Origin of the sequence: Pseudoalteromonas sp. LC2018020214 (assembly GCF_016598755.1) — a bacterium.
Lineage (GTDB): Bacteria > Pseudomonadota > Gammaproteobacteria > Enterobacterales > Alteromonadaceae > Pseudoalteromonas > Pseudoalteromonas distincta.
Window position 1 is genome coordinate 445,227 of sequence record NZ_CP066805.1, and the last position, 20,763, is coordinate 465,989.

At 39.8% G+C, this 20,763-nt stretch carries 17 protein-coding genes; 11 read left to right on the forward strand and 6 right to left on the reverse strand.

The features are described 5' to 3' along the window. Positions 1 to 89 precede the first annotated feature (89 nt). The gene (locus JG479_RS18405; RefSeq protein ID WP_200220365.1) at positions 90 to 2,108 is read left to right on the forward strand and encodes a hybrid sensor histidine kinase/response regulator; all 2,019 of its coding nucleotides are present in this window, start codon (positions 90 to 92) and stop codon (positions 2,106 to 2,108) included. A gap of 58 nt (positions 2,109 to 2,166) precedes the next feature. Beyond that, positions 2,167 to 2,424: a hypothetical protein gene (locus JG479_RS18410; protein WP_033021301.1), complete on the forward strand. Its 258-nt coding sequence runs from the start codon at positions 2,167 to 2,169 to the stop codon at positions 2,422 to 2,424. A gap of 117 nt (positions 2,425 to 2,541) precedes the next feature. Here the strand turns inward: JG479_RS18410 and ahpF are convergent, their stop codons facing one another. Then, entirely contained in the window at positions 2,542 to 4,116 is a 1,575-nt protein-coding gene (ahpF, locus tag JG479_RS18415) for an alkyl hydroperoxide reductase subunit F (protein WP_200220366.1), read from the reverse strand. Positions 4,117 to 4,271: 155 nt separating this feature from the next. Continuing rightward, positions 4,272 to 4,841 (reverse strand): alkyl hydroperoxide reductase subunit C, encoded by a 570-nt coding sequence (ahpC, locus tag JG479_RS18420; protein WP_002960601.1) that lies wholly within the window; start codon positions 4,839 to 4,841, stop codon positions 4,272 to 4,274. A gap of 281 nt (positions 4,842 to 5,122) precedes the next feature. Between ahpC and JG479_RS18425 the strand changes: the two genes are divergently transcribed. The 3 genes from JG479_RS18425 to JG479_RS18435 all read left to right on the forward strand — a co-directional run bounded on the left by JG479_RS18425 (position 5,123) and on the right by JG479_RS18435 (position 6,830). Next, positions 5,123 to 5,542, forward strand: coding sequence for a DUF3429 domain-containing protein (locus JG479_RS18425; protein ID WP_200220367.1), 420 nt, complete (start codon positions 5,123 to 5,125; stop codon positions 5,540 to 5,542). Positions 5,543 to 5,609: 67 nt separating this feature from the next. Next, positions 5,610 to 6,011, forward strand: a complete 402-nt coding sequence (locus tag JG479_RS18430; RefSeq protein ID WP_002960599.1) for a hypothetical protein — start codon at positions 5,610 to 5,612, stop codon at positions 6,009 to 6,011. Between the two features lie 3 nt (positions 6,012 to 6,014). Next, a complete protein-coding gene (locus JG479_RS18435; RefSeq protein WP_200220368.1) occupies positions 6,015 to 6,830 on the forward strand; it encodes a class I SAM-dependent methyltransferase in 816 nt (271 codons plus the stop codon). A 27-nt stretch (positions 6,831 to 6,857) separates the two neighbouring features. On the opposite strand, the gene JG479_RS18440 is transcribed toward JG479_RS18435, so the two are convergent. Beyond that, the gene (locus JG479_RS18440) at positions 6,858 to 8,462 is read right to left on the reverse strand and encodes a GMC family oxidoreductase (protein ID WP_200220369.1); all 1,605 of its coding nucleotides are present in this window, start codon (positions 8,460 to 8,462) and stop codon (positions 6,858 to 6,860) included. A 102-nt stretch (positions 8,463 to 8,564) separates the two neighbouring features. On the opposite strand from JG479_RS18440, the gene JG479_RS18445 reads away from it, so the two are divergent. From JG479_RS18445 to JG479_RS18460, 4 genes are all read left to right on the forward strand, one after another. Next, entirely contained in the window at positions 8,565 to 9,575 is a 1,011-nt protein-coding gene (locus tag JG479_RS18445) for an AraC family transcriptional regulator (protein ID WP_200220370.1), read from the forward strand. A gap of 40 nt (positions 9,576 to 9,615) precedes the next feature. Continuing rightward, positions 9,616 to 10,602 carry a Gfo/Idh/MocA family protein gene (locus JG479_RS18450; RefSeq protein ID WP_200220371.1) on the forward strand — a complete coding sequence of 329 codons (987 nt, stop codon included), beginning with the start codon at positions 9,616 to 9,618 and terminating at the stop codon, positions 10,600 to 10,602. Positions 10,603 to 10,977: 375 nt separating this feature from the next. Then, positions 10,978 to 11,721: a FadR/GntR family transcriptional regulator gene (locus tag JG479_RS18455; RefSeq protein ID WP_200220372.1), complete on the forward strand. Its 744-nt coding sequence runs from the start codon at positions 10,978 to 10,980 to the stop codon at positions 11,719 to 11,721. Between the two features lie 232 nt (positions 11,722 to 11,953). Further along, positions 11,954 to 12,817 (forward strand): EamA family transporter, encoded by an 864-nt coding sequence (locus tag JG479_RS18460; protein ID WP_149603566.1) that lies wholly within the window; start codon positions 11,954 to 11,956, stop codon positions 12,815 to 12,817. Positions 12,818 to 12,899: 82 nt separating this feature from the next. Here the strand turns inward: JG479_RS18460 and JG479_RS18465 are convergent, their stop codons facing one another. Further along, positions 12,900 to 14,096, reverse strand: a complete 1,197-nt coding sequence (locus JG479_RS18465) for an MFS transporter (protein WP_200220373.1) — start codon at positions 14,094 to 14,096, stop codon at positions 12,900 to 12,902. Positions 14,097 to 14,169: 73 nt separating this feature from the next. Further along, positions 14,170 to 15,264, reverse strand: coding sequence for an NADH:flavin oxidoreductase/NADH oxidase (locus tag JG479_RS18470; protein ID WP_138490336.1), 1,095 nt, complete (start codon positions 15,262 to 15,264; stop codon positions 14,170 to 14,172). Between the two features lie 479 nt (positions 15,265 to 15,743). Here JG479_RS18470 and JG479_RS18475 point away from each other — a divergent pair, with 479 nt between their 5' ends. Both JG479_RS18475 and JG479_RS18480 read left to right on the forward strand, forming a co-directional pair. After that, the gene (locus JG479_RS18475; RefSeq protein WP_200220374.1) at positions 15,744 to 18,161 is read left to right on the forward strand and encodes a TonB-dependent receptor; all 2,418 of its coding nucleotides are present in this window, start codon (positions 15,744 to 15,746) and stop codon (positions 18,159 to 18,161) included. An 85-nt stretch (positions 18,162 to 18,246) separates the two neighbouring features. Then, entirely contained in the window at positions 18,247 to 19,830 is a 1,584-nt protein-coding gene (locus tag JG479_RS18480) for a tetratricopeptide repeat-containing sulfotransferase family protein (RefSeq protein ID WP_200220375.1), read from the forward strand. A gap of 340 nt (positions 19,831 to 20,170) precedes the next feature. Here the strand turns inward: JG479_RS18480 and JG479_RS18485 are convergent, their stop codons facing one another. Next, positions 20,171 to 20,602, reverse strand: a complete 432-nt coding sequence (locus JG479_RS18485; RefSeq protein ID WP_200220376.1) for a universal stress protein — start codon at positions 20,600 to 20,602, stop codon at positions 20,171 to 20,173. Positions 20,603 to 20,763 lie beyond the last annotated feature (161 nt).

The following is a 20,763-nucleotide window of genomic DNA, read 5'->3' on the forward strand; positions in this document are numbered from 1 at the left end:
ATAATTAACTAAATATATTTCACTTTTTTGTTAAACTAGTGCTTTATCAAGCTATAGACTTAGTTCTAAAACCAACAGGATGTTTACTATTGAATTTTCTTAGGCAATTTCACGACATAGTATCTAACCAAAGCTTAGACTTTGATGGAAAAACCCATCAACTATTAGCATTTGGACTTGAAGTGTTTAACCTTGATTTAGCTATTATTAGTAAGGTCGAGAAAAACTGCTATACCGTGTTACATGCCATTACGCCAGATAATGCATTAGAAATAGGTACTCAATTTGATTTAGACGGTACCTATTGTGTACACACTCTTAGTGCGGGTTCTGCACTTGCATTTCATAACGTCTCGCAAAGCGCAATTGCTGACCATCCTTGCTATGCAAATTTTAAACTTGAGTCATATATTGGGGCACCTATTAAAATAGGTACCGATATATTTGGAACTGTAAATTTTTCTTCTGCCAATCAATCTCCAGTATTTACAGATGCCGCCTACGACTATATTGAGTTATTTGCGCAGTGGTTAGGGGCAGAACTAGCTCGCAGTATCACTAAAGAAAAATTAATAAAAAACAGTAATAGCTTATTAAAACTAGAAAGCATAGCAAATATAGGCACGTGGGAAGTTGACCTTACTAATAATAAAATTTATTGGAGTCAGCAAACTAAACAAATCCATCAAGTTGATGAAAACTATCAGCCTGAAATTGAATCTGCAGTTAACTTTTATAAAGAAGGTACAAGCAGAGATAAAATAAATAAAGCAGTTGAGCTTGCTATACAACACGGCGAAAAGTGGCATCTAGAACTTGAAATTATTACAGCCAAAAATCAAACCATTTGGGTATCTACATTTGGCGAAGCCGAATTTGACGGTGATTCCTGTGTACGTTTGTTTGGTACCTTTCAAAATATTACCGAAGCAGTGACTCTAAGAGAAGAGCTTAAAAATAAACAAGCACAAGCCGAGCGATTACTCGAAGATAGAAGCATGCTTTTTGCAAAAATAAGCCACGAACTTAGAACACCGCTAAATGGCATTACGGGCATGCTTACTACGTTAATAGATGAACATAACGAACAAAAGAGAACCGAAAAAATAAAAGTCGCGCTGCGTAGCGCAGATATACTCTTGAGCATAATAAACGAAGTACTCGATTTTTCTAAAATTAACCACGGTGAGTTAAAGCTAGAACCGACGGATGTTTTATTAAATACAACATTTACTGATCTCATTTCTTTGTACACCCCGTTATTTAAAAACAGCAATGTAGAACTAGAAGTAAAAAATGAAATTTCTGATAGCTGCTGGGCATATTGCGATAACACACGCCTAAGTCAAATTACCTCCAACTTATTAAGTAATGCGTTAAAATTTACTGAGCGTGGTTGTGTAAAACTGCACACGTCTGTGATTAATAACAATAATAAATTAACGCTAAACATTAAAGTCGCCGATACAGGAAGAGGCATGACTAGCCAATTTCTTGAATCTTTATTCTCCCCTTTTACTCAAGAAGTAGATGCTAAAAACAGTAAAGGAGGCACAGGACTTGGCCTCGCAATAGTTAAAGAACTTGTTGAGTATATGGGCGGAACAATCAAGGTAAGTAGTAAAGTAAATCAAGGAACTACTTTTTCGCTAAGTATCCCTATAGAGCTAGGTAAAGAGCAAAAAGTAGAGCTAAATCCACTATCAAAAATAAACATTAACGCTTCTAAGCTTTCTGTTTTAGTGGTGGATGACAACGACATAAACAGACTCGTTCTTGATGCGTCACTTAATAAACTCAATATAAAGCCAGACTTTGCAGTAGATGGGCAAGATGCCATATTTAAATGCGAGCAAAAGCATTACGACCTTATTTTTATGGATTGTATTATGCCTATACTCGATGGTTTTGAGGCTACAAAACAACTGCGTTCAAAAAGTATCTGTCCGCACGATTCAACCTATATTGTTGCCCTTACAGCCAATACTTCATCGCAAGATAAATTAGCATGCAAACAAGCCGGTATGGATATGTTTATTTCAAAACCGTTTAAAATGCATTCTTTAGAAGTCGCTATTGCGTCAGCGGCACAATTACTAAAGCTTTAAAAATATTAGCTTTGCACACTTAACTGCGTGCTAAATATAGTTAGATAAGGAATTAACAATGAAAAACATAATTAGAACTATATTACTAACTGTCCTTATTGTTGCAGTATTTAAAGGCGTTTCCACTGGGCAATGGAGCTCATCAATAACAATAGTTATCGTATCAGGCGTATTGCTGTTAGTTACATTTATCAGTGCTAAGTCATCACGTGGATCATCAGCTTATACTGGCAATGACTCAACAGCTTCCTCTAGCAGTAACTCATCACATTCTTATACAGATTGCGGCGGCGATTCTGGTGGTGGGTGCGATTAAATCGTGTGCTAATTCTTAAGCATTAAAAAAGCCGCCTTTGGAGAAGGGCGGCTTGGGTTAACAAACAGCTATGGGTGTAGCCTTGCTGTTATATCAAGAGAGTTTTTACTAATTACATTAAGCAGCGCTTTGATCAGCTTCTTCAGAGTGGCGGATTAAATAATCAAATGCGCCTAAGCTTGCTGTTGCACCACTGCCCATTGCAATAATAATTTGTTTAAACGGAGTATTGGTTGCATCCCCCGCGCCGTAAATTCCTGGTAATGAAGTTGCGCCTTTAGCATCAATTAGTATTTCACCAAATTTGCTTAATTCAAGGTCGCTGTCTTTTAACCACTCGGTATTTGGTATTAAGCCTATTTGTACAAATATACCGGCAAGTTCAAGCTCTTTACTCTCTCCCGACACTCTATCTGTGTACATTAAGCCAGTTACTTTTTTACCATCACCAAGTACTTCGGTGGTTTGTGCACTTTTGATAATAGTAATATTAGCCATGCTTTTAGCTTTACGAATAAGCACTTCATCGGCTCGTAGTGTGTCTGCAAATTCAAGTACCGTAACGCTTTGCACAATATTAGCTAAATCGATTGCCGCTTCTATACCTGAATTACCACCACCAATTACAGCAACAGGTTTGCCTTTAAATAAAGGGCCGTCGCAATGTGGGCAATATGCCACACCGTGGCCACGATATTCTTGCTCGCCTGGTACGTTCATTTCGCGCCAGCGTGCACCAGTGGCAAGTACGAGCGACTTAGCTTTAAGTACTGCGCCATTTTCTAGTGTAATTTCGTAACCATTGTTATAACCAAGTGCCGCTGCACGCTGATTATGCATTACATCTACATCGTATTCTTTAACGTGCTCTTCAAGCTGAGCAACCAATTTAGGCCCTTCAGTCGCTTTAATCGAAATAAAGTTTTCTATTGCTAATGTATCGGCAACTTGTCCACCAAATCTGTCGGCAACAATACCTGTATTTAACCCTTTTCGTGCTGAGTAAATTGCAGCCGACGCGCCCGCTGGGCCGCCACCAACTACCAGTACATCAAACTCGTCTTTTTCGCTTAGTGCTGCTGCTTGTTTAGCAGCCCCTTTGCTATCTACTTTATTGAGTATGTCAGTAAGGCTTAGTGCACCTTGACTAAATGGTTCGCCATTTAAATATACAGCCGGTACAGCTAAAATATTTCGCTCTTCTACTTCATCTTGAAATAATGCACCGTCAATCATGGTGGCTTTAATATTACTGTTTGTCGCTGCCATAGTGTTAAGTGCTTGCACTACTTGCGGGCACGTTTGGCAACTTAAACTTATGTATACTTCAAAGTTCAGCTCTTGAGTAAGCGATTGTATTTGCTCAATGTCTTCGCTTTTAGCTTTACTTGCGTGTCCGCCAGTATGCAAAAGTGCTAACACTAAACTTGTGAATTCATGACCCATAGGTACGCCTGCAAACGTAACATGAGTGTTTTTAATAGGCGAATGTACAACCATTGATGGGCGACGTGCGCTTGTATCAGGATTGCTTATTACAGTAAATTTATCGCTTAGTGAGGCTAAATCGTTTGCTAAGCTTTCTACTTCTGCTGATTTTTTGCTGTCATCCAAGGCAATAAGCAGCTCAACAGGTTGAGTAAGCGATTCGAAATGGCTTTTTAATTGATTTTTTATGTTGTTATCTAACATGGCTTAACCCTTTTAGGAAAATTTAAACAGCAAGCCTCCCATGCCAAATAATGCATGTGCTTAAACAAGTATATTGATATAGGAGGCATCAACAAACGAATGTTCGTTGATTTAAGGGCAGTTACCTGCCCTCATAAAAGTGGGTAAACCTATATTTAGATTTTACCAACTAAATCTAGTGAAGGTGCAAGTGTGTCTTCACCTGGCTGCCAAGATGCAGGGCAAACTTCACCATCGTGAGTTGCAATGTATTGTGCAGCTTGTACTTTACGAACTAGTTCTTTAGCGCTTCGGCCAATTCCTAAATCGTGAGTTTCGATTACTTTAATTTCGCCTTCTGGGTTCATTACAAATGTACCGCGAAGTGCTAAACCTTCTTCTTCAATCATTACACCAAAGCTACGTGTAATACGCCCTGTTGGGTCGCCAATCATTGGGTAAGTAATTTTACCGATAGTGTCTGACGTGTCGTGCCATGCTTTATGAGTAAAATGAGTGTCAGTAGATACTGAGTAAACTTCTACGCCCATTTCTTGAAGTTGTGCATAGTAATCTGCAAGGTCACCTAATTCGGTAGGACATACAAATGTAAAGTCTGCTGGGTAAAAGAAGAAGATAGACCATTTACCTAGAACATCTTTTTCAGACAATTCTACAAAGTCACCGTTGTGGTAAGCGGTTGCATTGAATGGTTGTAATTTTGTATTGATTAATGAAGTGCTCATGGTATTTCCTCATCTGTGTTTATGTATTTTAAAAGTAATCAACGCTTTCGTTTTAAACGACCTTCTGCGTTGGCTTGATTAATACAATAAGGCCAGTGGGAAATTAAATAAAATTGATTGTTTAGATTAAAACAATCGATTTTTTGGGTTGAACTATATAATCATTGTTATCGTAAGCATTATTTGAATTGTAAACGCTGGCGAATTATTAAGACCGCTAATCGCAATACTGCTACAATAGCCCCGCTTCAAATAAGTCATCAAATATAAGGCACACCGTAATGGAAAAATTTGTTAACCATATACAGCTAGGTTACCTAGGCTTAATCCCGTTTTTAGGGTGTGTAGGTTGGCCACTCATGTTTGGCAGTAATAGCCTTAACTTGGAGTTTTTTACTTTTTACAGTATCGCCATTTTAGCATTTATGGCGGGTAACTTATGGCGCGCCGGAGAGCAAACTTATAGCAATGCTATAAAAGCTGTTGCGCCTGTAATACCTATACCATTTTTATCATTTTTACCTGTTGAGTGGGTACTCGCTTGGTTAGGTGCTAGTTTTTGGTTAGTACTTATATTTGAAAAAGCCACGCCGCAATGGCAAACCTATCATAAAGATTATCAAAAAATGCGCTTTGTACTTACCTCTGTTGTGTTTGTTTGTCACATTTTGACTATTGGTATGAGTATTTATCCTAATTAGCAGCTGTAAACTTAAATATTGCGTGGTAATAAGGTAATATCCGCGCACTGCTATTTGAGGACACACCATGATTGACCAACTACGCCAACAACTCGACGAACTTGGCGAAAACTACGTAGAAAAAAACGCTGCATTTAAAATCAAAGTGATCCCATTTTTTTGCGCTATTCGCATTAAAAAAGATCATAAGAGCGAAGGTCGTTTAAGCTTTTATTCAAGTCAATTACTCGAAATATTTTTAGTCGTCTTATTTTTGCTATTCGGTTTAACACTGTACGATACAGATGCAGGATTTACTCACGGCCCTATTCATATTGCCTTTGCTATTTTAATTACCTTTAATCTTATTATTAAACAAATCGCAATCGAAGGGTTAAAAACCAGACTTGCGTTTCATCGTTTACTAGCAAAAGACTCACAAACAAATAGCGATATAAATAATACTGCTACAAACATAAACGCTAAATAAAATATGTATTTAAATCCTCAATGGCGAATACTCACGGTAGGCGATGGCGATTTATCGTTTTCGAACGCTATTTACACCCATCTATCGCCAAAAGCATTGGTTGCATCCACTTACGATGACCAAACTACTATTGAGCAAAAATACCAGCACAATGCACTTAGCAACTTAAAAGCGCATAACGTTGAGGTACTTAATAGTTTTGATGTAACAAACCCTGCATGTTGGCAAGCTCTAAGTAAAAACCAGCACAGCTTTGATGTGGTTATTTTTCAGTTTCCGCTTATACCTGCATTTGTTGGCCGTGAAGCGTTTGAAAACAACACGCGCCAAACCAGCATGAACGTATTAAACCGCGCTTTACTGCATCAATTTATTAAATACGCTAACGAATACGCGCTTGATAAAAATGGGCCAATGCTTTGTTACATCACCTCAAAGGATGTAAAACCTTATCGAGAATGGAATATAGAGGGGAGTTTAAATAACGGTTTAACCGCAGATTATTTAGGCCAAATCCCATTTGATATTAGCCATTTTGAAGGTTATAAAGTTCGTAATGTTGACCGCGACAAACACGTTAAAGACACAAGCGGCATAACTTACGTTTTCAGCCCAAAAAGTCTCGATAAACATACTAGCGAATTAAGCTCACGCCTTACAATGCCTGCATACTTAACATCTAACCATTGCCCCCTATGCCGCGTTGGGCCTTATGTGGCAAGCGAGGACGAAGCCAAGCATCTAAACGCTAAAAAGCATCAGCAAATGCTGCATATTGAAAGCGATTGGCAACAATGGCTAAATGAGTTTTATAGCTAATTAATAGCCCTGCTCTTGTTAATTCAATTATACGTTTTCGTGTTTAATTAAATCAGCCGCTTTTTCAGCAATCGCAATTACCGGCGCATTTGTGTTGCCGGTAATAATAGTAGGCATAATCGACGCATCAACTACGCGTAAGTTACTCACCCCGTGTACTCGTAAATTAGTATCTACCACTGCCATTGAGTCTTGCCCCATTTTACATGTCCCTACTGGGTGATATTCGGTATCTGCAGTTTGGCGTATAAACTCAATTAGCTGATCATCATTATTTATATCAAGCGGGTAGAGCATTTTACCGCGTATGTTATCAAAAGCTTTGCTTTGCATAACAGCGAGTGTTTTTTTAAGGCCTGCAAGCATTACAGTTAAATCATCTGGATGGCTTAAATAATTAGGGTCAATAAGCGGTGCACTACGCGGGTTGTTATCGGCTAATGTAATAGTACCTCGGCTTTTGGGGCGCATAATACTGCTGTGTATACTGTAACCATGCCCAGTGTGTAATTTACGACTATGATCGTCCACCAGTCCAATTACAAATTCTAGCTGCACATCGGGCGCTGGCGAGCCTTCAAATAATTTAATAAACGCGTGCGACTCTGCAAAATTACTGGTTAATCGCCCTTCTCGTTTACTAAACCAGTTAACGCATCCTTTTAAAATGCTGGCAATGCCAAGCGGGCTTATACCAAATGTGCCTTTACTTGTTTTTGATTTATAAAGTGGCACTACCGTTAAGTGATCTTGTAAGTTAGCGCCAACACCTTCAAGTACGTGCTGAACCTTAATGTTATGTGCACTTAACTGCTCTTTAGGGCCAATACCTGAAAGCATTAATACCTGCGGCGAATTAATAGCGCCAGCACTAAGTATTACCTCTTTTTTAGCACGTAAATTAATAACCTCTTTATTACGCTCTATTTGCACGCCTTGCGCTATCTTATTGGTTATATTTATTTTATTAACGTGGCTATGGGTTAATACCGTTAAATTCGGGCGGTTTAAATACGGTGTTAAATATGCTTTTGCTGCACTACAACGCTCGCCATTGTGCTGAGTTACCTGCGATAAACGCGCGCCGCTTTGCTCTTTACCATTTATATCGTCGCTTAAATTAACGCCCTGCTCAGCACAGGCATTTAAAAAATACTGGTTTACATCGCTTGGGTTACTTAGCTCTTGTACATGTAGCGGGCCTTTTGTTCCGTGCAGCTCATTATTTATAAACGCTTTATTGTTCTCAGATTTAATAAAGTACGGGAGTAAACTCTTAAAATCCCAGCCTTCATTACCAAGCTGTGCCCAATTATCGTAATCGTATTTGTTACCGCGAATATAAACCATTGCATTGGTAGAGCTTGAGCCACCCAATACTTTGCCGCGCGGCACAAAACCACAGCGGTTATTAAGCGCTTTTTGTGGCACCGTATTGTAATGCCAGCTATTTATGCCATAAGGCACACTCGCTGCTATGCCAGCTGGCATTTGCACAAATGCACTTTTATCGCTGCCGCCAGCTTCAATTAAACACACACTGACATTTTTATCCTCAGACAAGCGCGATGCCATAACGCAGCCGCCACTGCCTGCGCCAATCACAATGTAATCAAATGTTGTATTGTTCATGGTGTACCTTAATAAAAGTTTTAAACGGCCTTAACAGTAATAGTGCATAGAAAAACCCAATAAAACTTGATATTTTTAGACATCACTTATTTGGGGTTAACCATGAGCAGCCTAATCAGAGCCACGTCATTACAAGGTATAGACACGCTAATTAGCGAATTTGGCGGCGATCCGCATGAAATAATGCAAAGCTGTAATATTAGTAACGTTGACTTTAAAAATCTCGACAACCAATATTTACCTTATCGAGACTACGCTGAGCTTTTAGAATACTGTGCTTGTAAGTTCAATTGCTCTAGTTTTGGCCTTAAGCTCGCAAGTAGACAAAATTTTGATATTTTAGGACATATTGCAATAGCTGCCAAAAGTAGTACTACTTTAGGTGATGCACTTAATTGGGTTATTAAATACCTTCACTTACACAGCCCTGCACTTAGCTTAAATTCGCACCCTTTAGAGAATGATAAAAGCTTGTTTTTATCATTCGAAATTAATTTAAAACCATTACCGCACATAAACCAAGTCATTGAGCTAACCATTGGTTTAGCATTAGCTGTTATTAAAAAGCTGAGTAATAACCGCTGCAAACCAATTAATATATTTTTGCCAAAAAAGTTAAGTACTAATACTCGTGCCTATAACACTTACTTTGGTTGTAACGTTATAGAGCATCGCAACAGCGCTGGCATTGTAATCTCAAAAAGTGATTTAACTCTTGAGCTTGATCACCCTAAACTAAATAAAGTACAAGCAGCGCTAAACTTCTTGGCAAAAAACAAAGAACACACACAACCGTTGCCCAACCAAGTTAGTGCGCTAATTAGGCCTATGCTTCCTATTTATCAATGTAGTAACCAAACTATTTCAGCTGCGCTGGGTATGCACCCGCGTACTCTGCATCGAGAACTTATCAAACATAATACGAGTTTTGTAAAACTTAAAGATGCCACTCGTCGCGCTTTAGCTGCACACTATTTAGCGCAAAACCAATTTACAATCTCAACCATATCTGAGCTTTTAGGGTATCAGGAACAAGCAACGCTAAGTGTTAATGTTAAACGCTGGTTTGGGTGCTCCCCTAGCGCATATAGAACTAAAAAAATGTTAAACTAAACACTCTTATTATTATTTTTATTTAAGCTAAGGAGTGAGCATGAACTTTGTTATTGTTGGCACCAATTTTATTAGCGACACATTGTTAGCCGCTGCAAATACGTTAAACGATTTTAATTTATATGGGGTGTGCTCGCGCGCAGTATCTAGCGGCGAAGCGTTTTTAGCCAAACACCCACAAAATGCACAAGCAAAAATTTTCACCTCAATCGAGCAAGTTTGCCAAGATAAACATGTCGATGCTGTCTACATAGCCGCCCCTAACAGCTTACACAAACAATATGCCATTATGTGTCTAGAAGCGGGTAAACATGTCCTTGGCGAAAAACCATCAGCAGCCAACTCTAAAGAGCTTGCAAGCATTATAGCTGCAGCAAAAAAGCATCAGCGCCTTTACATGGAAGCCATGATGACCACTCACTTGCCTAACTTTGAACAGCTGCAACAGGCAATGGTAAAAATTGGCACACCACGTAAATATATTGGCCAGTACAGTCAATACTCATCGCGTTACGATAAGTATAAAAATGGCGAACGCCCAAACACATTTTTACCCGAGTTTGCTAACGGCGCTTTAGTTGATTTAGGGATTTACCCACTGTATTTATTAATTGCACTTTGGGGGGCACCAAAAAGCGTGAGTGCCAGTGGCGTATTGCTTGATACTGGTGTAGATGGTGCGGGCGATGTATTACTAAACTATGCAGATAAACAAGCCGTTATTAGTTACTCCAAAATATCGCAAGGCGACAACATAACCGAAATACAAGGCGAGCTTGGGCGCATACGTATAGAAGCTGTATCGCAACTTAAAAAGGTGGAGTTTATTGCTAATAATGGTGATGTAGAGGTTATATCCCAGCCGTTTGATGAGCACTTTATGAAATACGAAGTTGAACATTTTATGGCATTAGTGAAGCAAAATATCCTTGAGTCACCAGTTAATACGCACATTTTAGCCAGTAACGTAATGGGCGTTCTTGATGAAGCGCGCAAACAGCTTGGGGTTGTGTACCCTAACGACTAATTAAATAAAATATGGGCGTTAACCAACGACAGTTAACGCCCAGAAGAAAGCTTAAATAGCTCTCGTACAACGACACATTTTACAAAACACTTTAAAAATAGCGATCCCCATCCATGGGCAATCAAATACTTCTACAACAAACTTAAATCTAACCTAACACATAAAAACATTACCAATCAAGCTGGCCAATTACATTATTTTAAACTAAATTGGTAATACAAGAATGCAACCATTGGTGTATAGTGGTTTTTAACCCTAACATCGCGTTAGAATTTTGACATAATAGTGAATTTTAAGGTAACCTCTGATATTAACAGTTGGTTTTGACTTATAGGCCCCAGAGGCCATTATTCCTTAAGGTAATGAAGGTAAAGTATGGGTAATCGTCGCTTATTTTGGCGCATAGTTGATAAAATTGAGTCTTTAATAAATCAAGGCGAATTTTCTGCTGGGAGTCGTTTACCACCTGAACGTGAACTTGCAGAAATGTTTGATGTAAGTCGCCCTACCATTAGAGAAGCTATTATCGCATTAGAAGTACGTGGCCGAGTTGAAGTTAAAACTGGCTCTGGTGTTTACGTAGTAGAACAAAAAAATGCATCTATAAAATCAAAAGAGATCAGTGCATTTGAACTCACTCAAGCTCGCGCATTAATTGAAGGCGAAATTGCCGCTTTAGCTGCTCAAAGCATTACAAAAGAAGAACTAGAGCAACTAAACAAAACATTAATTGCTATGGAAAAAGGCCTGTATGTTGAGCAAGCCGACCGTGAGTTTCATGAGATTATAGCTAGAGCAACGCGTAATAAAGCACTTGAATTTGCAGTGTCTAACTTGTGGGATTTACGTTTAACAAATCCACAAATTGTTGCTGACTATGGCAGTGTGTGTAAAAACAATAACGAATGCGTTATGGACGAACACACCGCTATTTATACAGCTCTAAAGTCGCATGATGCAAATGCAGCGCGCAGTGCAATGCACAAACATTTTAACCGCTTAATTAATGCTTTATTTGACGCTGTAGAATCGCGCGCACTTGAAGAAATTAAACGCAAAAATGATGAAAAACGAGGCCTCTACTCGCTTGATGGCTTAGTTAATAAAAGTGCCCACTAAGGTCTTTTAACCAACTTATTAAAGTTAGCAAACGCCTGTTTGCTAACTTTACCTCTTACTTTATTTACCTGCCCTATTTAATATACTTTTAATTGCGTTATTTTTGGTCGCAAACACTTACCTATAAATTTAAAAAAAGATACTATGCCGCCATTAATATCGGGCGGGTTTAGCTTTTATACTCCCTGCATTACATAACTAATTGATAGAGTTACTCAACTCAAGGATTAAAATGCAAGCATCTTCAAAAAGTTATTTACTGGCTATCGTGTGTGTATTGCTTGCCATGATGACCATTCAAACGGGCGCGTCGTTTGCAAAACAGCTTTTTCCTATTGTTGGCCCTGAAGGCACGACAGCCCTTAGGCTTGGTTTTTCTGCCTTTATACTTTGCTTAGTGTTTAAACCTTGGAAACACTTACCTACTACGGGTAATCGTATTCCTATAATTGTGTATGGTTTAAGCTTAGGCGGCATGAACATTTTGTTTTATTACGCCATTGAACGCATTCCACTAGGCATTGGTGTAGCACTTGAATTTACAGGCCCGCTTGCTGTTGCCTTGTTTTCATCACGCCGCAAACGTGATTTATTTTGGGTTGCCTGTGCTATTGCTGGTATTTTGCTTTTGCTTCCAGATATGAGCGGCCAAGACAGCCTTGATCCATTGGGTGTAGCGCTTGCTCTTGGTGCCGGTGCATGTTGGGCAGGTTATATATTATTTGGTAAAAAAACGGGCACACAAAGCTCTGGTGGAGCCACTGTCGCATTGGGCATGACTGTTGCCGCTATAGTGCTAGTGCCTTACGGCGGCATTATGCAAAGCACCGCGTTTACATGGGAAATTATCCCTCTGGGTATTGGTATTGCTATTTTATCAAGCGCACTGCCTTACACACTTGAAATGGTTGCACTGCGTAACATGCCTTCACAAGGGTTTAGCGTAATGATGAGTTTAGAGCCTGCAATAGCCTCGCTCGCAGGGTTTATTATACTGGGTGAGTTACTTACTTTATGGCAGTGGCTCGCTATTTTGCTTGTAATTATTGCATCTGTTGGTAGCTCGTTTTCAAACGCAAAAAAACAGGCTACTTAATTAACTACCAAACTAACCTAAACAAGTTAAATAAAGTCACCACGTAACATGGTGACTTTATTGTGTTGTATCTGGTAATTTTTTAACTCACAGCCTTACTTTGCTTTTTAGTTGTAAGCAAATAGCCAATCAATGAAATAAGCGGCATACCCGTAGCCACCAGTGCAATACCAGTCCAACCGCCTGCTTCATATAATGGGCTGGCAATAAGCGAGCCTACTGCGCCACCTACAAATATACTCGTCATATAAATAGCGTTTAAACGCGCACGGCTTTGTGGCTCTAGTGCGTACACTGCACGTTGACCCAATACCATATTGGCCTGCACAGCAAAATCAATAAACACACCGGTTAATGCCAATACTATAATGCCGTAAGGTAACTCAAATAAGCTTGGTAAAAAGCACAATGCTGCAATGAGTTTGGCCAGTAACGATAACTGATGCGTATAACCTTTATCAGCCAAACGCCCAACAATGGGGGCAGCTACAGCACCAGCGGCGCCCACTAGTGCAAACAATGCTATTTCTGATTGGGATAAACCATACTCACGGGCAAGCACAACCGGTACGCTCGTCCAAAATAAACTGAACGATGCAAACATTAATGCTTGAAAAAGTGAACGTTGGCGCAGCACTGGCTGGCTTATCATTAACTGTTTAAGCGATTTTAATAACTTAAAATACGTTGTTTTATGGGTTGGTTGCCTAATTGGAATAGCAAAATAAATTACGCCTGCAATAAACACCATACACCCTGCTGCAAAGTAAAATACAGCGCGCCAACCAAAGTGATCGGCTATTAAGCTCGATATAGGTCTTGCCAGCAAAATACCTAGCAACAAACCCGCCATAATATTGCCAAGAACCTGCCCGCGTTTTTCGTCAGACGATAAATGCGCAGCAAGCGGAATAAGCACCTGAACAGAAACCGAACTTATACCTATCATCAAACACAAAATAAGCATTACATTAGGTGAATCAGCAAGTGCCGTACCCACTAAACTCAAAAACGACACACCAAGAGTGACCAACATAAGCTTTTTATTTTCAATTAAGTCAGCTAATGGCACTAAAAAAAACAACCCCAAAGCGTAGCCTATTTGTGTAAGCGATACGATAAGGCTAGCACTGTGTGAACTTAATCCAACTTCTGGGGCAAGCAACTCAATAATAGGTTGAGCGTAGTAAATATTGGCAACAATAAGACCGCAACACAAAGCAATAATAGTAACGAGTGTATTGCTAAGTGGTTGCGCTGAAACGCCTGGTTGGGTCATGTGTGTCTCTACTTTATAAAAATAATAAAACCCAACCAGCAAACGCGGGTTGGGTTATAACTTCGTAATTTACTTATTTTATTGGTGATGGCTGCCCATGTGGGCTTGAGCGTAAATACTGTTTAGGTGCAGTTACTGTAGCGCCAAGCTCTGCAGCTGCATGCCACGGCCAGTGCGGGTTATATAAAATACCACGCGCTAGTGCTACGCCATCGGCTTGCTGCTCACTAATAATATCTTCGGCTTGTTGCGCCTGTGTAATTAAACCCACCGCTATAACAGGCATTTTAACCGCTTCTTTGATGGCTGTTGCAAACGGTACCTGAAAATTAGGTTTTACTGGTATTTGTTGCTCAGGGCTTAAACCCGCCGTACTTACATGAATAAAATCACAACCTAGTTCATCAAGCGCTTTACTAAGCACTATCGATTGCTCTAAATCCCAGCCACCTTCAACCCAATCGGTTGCCGAAATACGCACACCCACTGCTTTATTACTGGGGAATACCGCTCTTACCGCTTTAAACACATCAAGTAATAAGCGCATTCTGTTTTCTAGGCTGCCACCGTAGTTGTCATCGCGCTTGTTTGAAAGTGGCGACAAAAATTGATGTAACAGGTAACCGTGCGCACCATGAAGCTCGATTAAATCAAGGCCGAGTTCATCAGCGCGTTTAGCTGCACTTACAAAATCTTTAATTAGTGAATCTATGTCAGATTGGCTCATTGCTTTTGGCACTGGGCTGTTAGCGTCGTACGCAATTGCCGAAGGTGCGAGCGTTTGCCAGCCATTTACATCATCAGGTGCAATGGCATCGCCACCGTCCCATGGTTTTTCAGTTGATGCTTTGCGCCCAGCATGCGCTAACTGAATACCAATAGGCATAGGGCTGTATTGCCTTACTGCTTTTAGGCTTTTGCCTAGTGCTTGCTGGGTTTCGTTATTCCAAAGCCCCAAATCACCGTAGCTAATACGCCCTTCTGGGTTTACTGCTGTTGCTTCTAAAATAAGTAACCCTGCACCACTTAAACTCAATTGGCCTAAATGAATAGTATGCCAATCGCTAGCAGCGCCATTATTGGCTGAATACTGGCACATAGGAGCAATAATAATACGGTTATCTAACGTTACTTGCCCAAGTGATAAAGGCGAAAATAGTTGGCTCATTGTTAATCCTTAAAAACACGCACAAAAAAGTGCGGACAAAACAAAAAAATAGAATACGAAGCGGCAATCAAACACGCTCACTCAATAACTTAAACTGTCACTAATAATGGCGACTTAACACTCTTAATGGGGATCAAAATACACTTTAATAGTGCTAATAAAAGTATAAGTAATGACATTATGAAATATTAATTTTAATGTAATAATTTGTTTAACGAGCACGTCATAACACCATCTTTAAAATATGAATGACTATTTACCTTTAAACAAGGGTTTAATTTTTAATCTAACTGTACCTAATTACACTAAGCCATTGCCTGTATTACCGATTAACCAAATAAAAACCCTACATATCAACCATATTTATTCTATAAAAGTGAATTAAAATTCAATTTAAATATTCCAAGCGACTTCACTCCCTGATAAACTGCTTAACTTAATTTACTAATGTAAAATATTTGAACTGGGGATCACTTTTTATGTTTAAACCAAGCTTGTTAACCTTGGCTATTTCGAGCGCTATTTCTAGCGTATTTTTATTGCCTAATGCCGCACTTGCTCAAGAAGAAGTTGCAGCTAAAAACAAATCATTCGAAGTAATCGAAGTTACAGCAACAAGGCGCAGCGGCTCGGTGCAAAATGCACCGCTAAATATTACAGCCCTTGATGCTGATATAATGAAAGATCAAAATATCAGTGAGCTTGCGGATGTAGCACGCTGGGTACCTGGTTTAACAATTACCGATCAAGGTGGCCGCTCAGGCTCGCCTATTATTGTTCGTGGTTTAAATACAAACTCGTCTGGTCCATCATCAGATGGCGGCACAGTATCTACTTACATTAACGAAATTCCGGTTTCAGTAGATATGCGCCTAGTAGATATTGAGCGTGTTGAAGTATTAATTGGGCCACAAGGCACCCTTTATGGTGCAGGCACATTAGGCGGTGCAATTCGCTACATGCTTAAACAGCCTGAGCTTGATTTTACATCGCTTGAAGTTTACGGCGACCTGTTTCAAACAAAAGAAAGTGACTCTTTAGGTGGCGAAGGCGGCTTTATATTTAACCTTCCTATTATTGAAGATAAATTAGCAGTACGCGCCAGCTTAAACGTATATGAAGATCCGGGTTTTATCGATTACGGCTACGTAGTACGCGAGCCAGGCGTATCACTACCTGATCCAGATTGGAGCGATAGCTCAGCAGTTAATAACAACCTTAAAAATGTAAAAGACGCCAACGGCGAAACCACCACTACAGGTCGTATTTCTGTTCGCTTTAAACCAAATGAATCGTTTGAAGGTACGCTTAACTACTTTTATCAAAACCAAGACAGCGAAGGCCGCTCGATTGTTCATTACAACAGCCTTAATCCAAACAACGGTTTAAGCGACGTAATAGGTAAATACGAATCGGCTTATCGCTTTGAAGAGCCGCGCGAGAAAAAAGACCAATTACTAAGCCTTGAGCTAAAAGCCGATTTAGGTTTTGCAGAGCTAGTATCGGCTACTGGTATTTCGAGCTTTGATGCCGACGGTCAACGCGATCAAACAGACTTACTTATTCGTCTTGATTACGGCTATGAAGAATTCCCTTCGTTTTCAACGTTTACCCGTGAAATAGACGAAGAAGACACCTTCACTCAAGAAATTCGCTTAGTGTCGCAAGGCGACAGCGACTTTAACTGGATTGTGGGTGGCTTTTACAACAAAACAGAAACCGAAGCGTCAAGCCGAGAGTTTACCCCTGGGTTTGACCAATTCGCTATTGATAACTTTGGTGGCGAGCAGCTAAGACCTGACTCATTAGAATACTTAGAGCTTACAAAAAGTACCGTCACTGAGTCTGCACTATTTGGTGAAGTTGGTTATCAAGTAACCGACAAATTAGATATTACCATTGGTGCCCGTTTTTACGAATACGATGTAGAGTCGCAAGCAGCTTTTGACTTCCCGCTAGCCAATACATTGTATGGTGGAGTAGATCCTGACAAAATCACCGTTGCATACGAAAAAGATGACGCTGGCGATAACGGTAACTTATTTAAATTTAATGCTAAATACCAGTTTACTGACTCAGTAATGGGTTATGTAACAGTAAGTGAAGGCTTTAGAATTGGTGGTTCAAACGGTTTAGTGTCTTGTCCTGATCCAATTGTTGAGGATCAACAAACAGGTTGTGGTAAACCTGACGAATTATTATATGAAGCCGACACCACAACAAACTACGAGCTAGGCTTTAAAAGTACATGGTTTAGAAGCCAGCTACACTTTAACGCCGCGTTATTTAACGTAGATTGGGATGATGCGCAAATCACTGGCGCTACAGATATAGGTCAATTAACGTACCTCTCAAACGCAGGCAGCGCAAATGCAAAAGGGATTGAAATTTCAACCCGTGCCATTTTATCTGACTCGTTTTCAGTTTACGCAACTTATGCCTACACAAAAGCAGAGCTAACATCAGATGCACCATTTTTGTTTAATGCCGATGGTACCGATGGCGCAGAAGACGGCGACCGTTTACCAGGCTCACCTGAAAATCAATTTTCGATGGGTGTAAACTATCAAACAGACGTGTTTAACGACAAAACGCTTGATATTAACTACGGTTTAACTGCGCAAAGCGACGTGCTTTCAAGAGTAGGTCTTCGTGATAACGGAGAAACACTACCCGGTTACAGCTTAAGTAATATATCAGCTAAATTAACAGCTGATGCATGGTCAACTACCCTATATGTTGATAACCTATTCAACAAATACGCGGTTACATCCGTTCGTCGTTCAGATGCAGATATAACATCCGCTAATGGCGCCGACATACAACGTAACTACGGCCATTACATTAATCGCCCGCTTACGGTAGGTGTTAAATTTAACTACAAATTTGAAATATAATTTATAGTAATTTTTAAACAATGTTTTAAGGCTCAAATTTATTTGAGCCTTTTTATTTTCTTTCACAAAATAATTACCAAAAACCATGCAGCCAAATTTAAAGCAACTTCATCAAAGCGCAATACACTCCCTAAACCAAGGTAAAATAGAGCAAGCACACAAAGCCCTAGTGGAGTTAGTTACACTCAAACCAGACTTTGCTGATGGGTATTTTTTGCTGGCAATGGTTAATTTAACTGTTGGGCAAATACACAAAGCAATAAAGCTCATCGAAAAAGCCCTTACCCTTGGCCAAAGTATTGAATACACCGCGCAACTTGCTAAATGTTACGCACTTACTGGCGAATTACAAAAAGCAAAAAACACCGCACTATCTGTGCCATTAAAACAAATAACTAAAGCCCTTGATGCCGACACACTTGGCGTTGCACTTACTCAAGCAGGTATTCACGAGCAAGCACTTAACTACTTTGAGCGCGCTATTACACTGGCTACAGCAGCTAACAAAGCTCAACCACCGTTTTATTATAACTACGGTGTAAGCGCTAAGTTTTTAGGACTATTTGATAAAGCCCAACACGCTTTTGAAAATGCCATAGCGCTTAACCCGCTGCACCATCAAAGTCATTTTGCATTAAGTGATTTAACTAAAGTAAGTAAGCAAAACAACCATATTGAGCGCTTAAAAAACGTATTTGAGCAAGTAACACACCCCGATGCAAAACTGCATATTGGCCATGCTTTAGCAAAAGAGTATCAAGATCTTGGTGAATTTTCAGAGGCTTTTAACGCGTTAGAGCAAGGTAAATTAGCAAAACGTGCTGTACAACCGTTTGATCATAAAAGCTCAACTGAATTATTTGAACATATTAAACTCTTAAGTGAGCAGCACACACAAGCGCTAACGCAAGGTAACCCGACGGCCGAACCTATTTTTGTATTAGGCATGCCCCGCTCTGGCACCACATTAGTTGAGCGTATTTTATCGAGCCACAGCGACGTGCAATCAGCCGGTGAATTACAAGACTTTGGCCTAAGTGTTAAAAAGCTGAGCCAAATACAAACACCTCACGTGCTCGACACTCAAACGCTCAGTAAAGCCTACGAGCTTGATTTTAATCAGCTTGGGTCAACCTATTTAAACGCAACACGCGTAATAACAGGCAGCCATAAACACTTTATTGATAAGCTCCCGTTTAACTTTTTTTATATCGATTTAATAACCAAAGCACTGCCAAACGCTAAAATCATTTGTATGCTGCGCGATCCAATGGACACCTGTATTGGCAACTATCGCCAATTATTTACCATTAATAATCCCTACTATGCTTACTCGCTCGACCTACTCGACACCGCTAAATTTTACAGCCGTTTTTACAAACTAATGCAGCACTTTAGCGCCCTGCACAGCAATATAAAATTAGTAAAATACGAAGAGTTAGTCGCACAGCCCGAGCAACAAATTAAAGAGTTAGTCAGCTTTTGTAACCTAGAGTGGCAACCCCAGTGTATAGATTTTCACTTAAACACCGCACCGGTCTCTACCGCCAGTAAAGTACAAGTTCGCCAACCACTTAACAATAAAGCAATCGGCCGCTGGAAGGCGTTTAAGCCACATACAGATAAAGCAGTGGAGTACCTTTTAAAGCAAGGTATTAGGGTTGAATAAACGCTTTATTTTCACCAGTGGGAGACGCCAAATAAGCGGTTTTGTGTAAGTGTAGGTCGGATAAGCGAAGCGTCATCCGACACAGTAAAATACCTTGCCAATTATTATCAACATTTTATGTTGTTGAGTGGTTGGAGGGTGGCCATAAGCGGACCTTCATTATTCAGTCAATTCATGAGGAAAAGACCAGGTTATACATACAGGTACTGCCCCAGTATGAAAGTTCACTTTCGGGCAGTTAAACCGTGTATTGACGTTTACACAACTCACATTTTTACCCAACCTGCTGGCCACTTTGTCCCGTCTAAAACCGCAGCGGGACAAGAGATACGCGCCAATTTTATTTGACTATTAACACTGGGCAATCAGCTTTATTGGCGATCGTTTCTGCAACGTTAACATTCAAAAAATGAGAAAGTCCGGTTCTTCCATGACTGGCAATTACCACCATGCCTATATCACCGCTATTAGTCTCATCTAAAATCTCATTAATGGCATCACCATGTCGAATAACCGTTTCAATCTTTAAATCAGTATTCAACTGACCTAATAACTCATGCATTTTACTCGCCGCAGCGTCTTCCATATTTTTAGCTAACTCTTGGGGAGTTATCGCAAGGATCATATAATTCTCATTATCTGAAGGCTGATCAACAATGTGTAAAATACGAATGCCTACTTGATATAAATTCGCCATTTCAATGGCATATTGCAAAGCATGTGATGCAGTATCAGAAAAATCCGTAGGCCATAAAATATTACCTATGCGCATATTATTCTCCTTCACAATCTAAAATCATATTTTTCAATGATATTACCAACTCCATAAGAATAGACTCGGCTCCATCTCAACAAGTTAAGTGTAGTGAGTATTAAAGGGTTATCTATTGATTACGATCAATAAATAACAATAAGGCACTAAAAGTAACAATA

What these genes read in the sequence shown, in the direction of transcription:
- JG479_RS18410 (WP_033021301.1), top strand. Translation starts at nt 2,167, where the DNA reads ATGAAAAACATAATTAGAACTATATTACTAACTGTCCTTATTGTTGCA.
- ahpF (WP_200220366.1), bottom strand. Translation starts at nt 4,116, where the DNA reads ATGTTAGATAACAACATAAAAAATCAATTAAAAAGCCATTTCGAATCG.
- ahpC (WP_002960601.1), bottom strand. Translation starts at nt 4,841, where the DNA reads ATGAGCACTTCATTAATCAATACAAAATTACAACCATTCAATGCAACC.
- JG479_RS18425 (WP_200220367.1), top strand. Translation starts at nt 5,123, where the DNA reads ATGGAAAAATTTGTTAACCATATACAGCTAGGTTACCTAGGCTTAATC.
- JG479_RS18430 (WP_002960599.1), top strand. Translation starts at nt 5,610, where the DNA reads ATGATTGACCAACTACGCCAACAACTCGACGAACTTGGCGAAAACTAC.
- JG479_RS18435 (WP_200220368.1), top strand. Translation starts at nt 6,015, where the DNA reads ATGTATTTAAATCCTCAATGGCGAATACTCACGGTAGGCGATGGCGAT.
- JG479_RS18440 (WP_200220369.1), bottom strand. Translation starts at nt 8,462, where the DNA reads ATGAACAATACAACATTTGATTACATTGTGATTGGCGCAGGCAGTGGC.
- JG479_RS18445 (WP_200220370.1), top strand. Translation starts at nt 8,565, where the DNA reads ATGAGCAGCCTAATCAGAGCCACGTCATTACAAGGTATAGACACGCTA.
- JG479_RS18450 (WP_200220371.1), top strand. Translation starts at nt 9,616, where the DNA reads ATGAACTTTGTTATTGTTGGCACCAATTTTATTAGCGACACATTGTTA.
- JG479_RS18455 (WP_200220372.1), top strand. Translation starts at nt 10,978, where the DNA reads ATGGGTAATCGTCGCTTATTTTGGCGCATAGTTGATAAAATTGAGTCT.
- JG479_RS18460 (WP_149603566.1), top strand. Translation starts at nt 11,954, where the DNA reads ATGCAAGCATCTTCAAAAAGTTATTTACTGGCTATCGTGTGTGTATTG.
- JG479_RS18465 (WP_200220373.1), bottom strand. Translation starts at nt 14,096, where the DNA reads ATGACCCAACCAGGCGTTTCAGCGCAACCACTTAGCAATACACTCGTT.
- JG479_RS18470 (WP_138490336.1), bottom strand. Translation starts at nt 15,264, where the DNA reads ATGAGCCAACTATTTTCGCCTTTATCACTTGGGCAAGTAACGTTAGAT.
- JG479_RS18475 (WP_200220374.1), top strand. Translation starts at nt 15,744, where the DNA reads ATGTTTAAACCAAGCTTGTTAACCTTGGCTATTTCGAGCGCTATTTCT.
- JG479_RS18480 (WP_200220375.1), top strand. Translation starts at nt 18,247, where the DNA reads ATGCAGCCAAATTTAAAGCAACTTCATCAAAGCGCAATACACTCCCTA.
- JG479_RS18485 (WP_200220376.1), bottom strand. Translation starts at nt 20,602, where the DNA reads ATGCGCATAGGTAATATTTTATGGCCTACGGATTTTTCTGATACTGCA.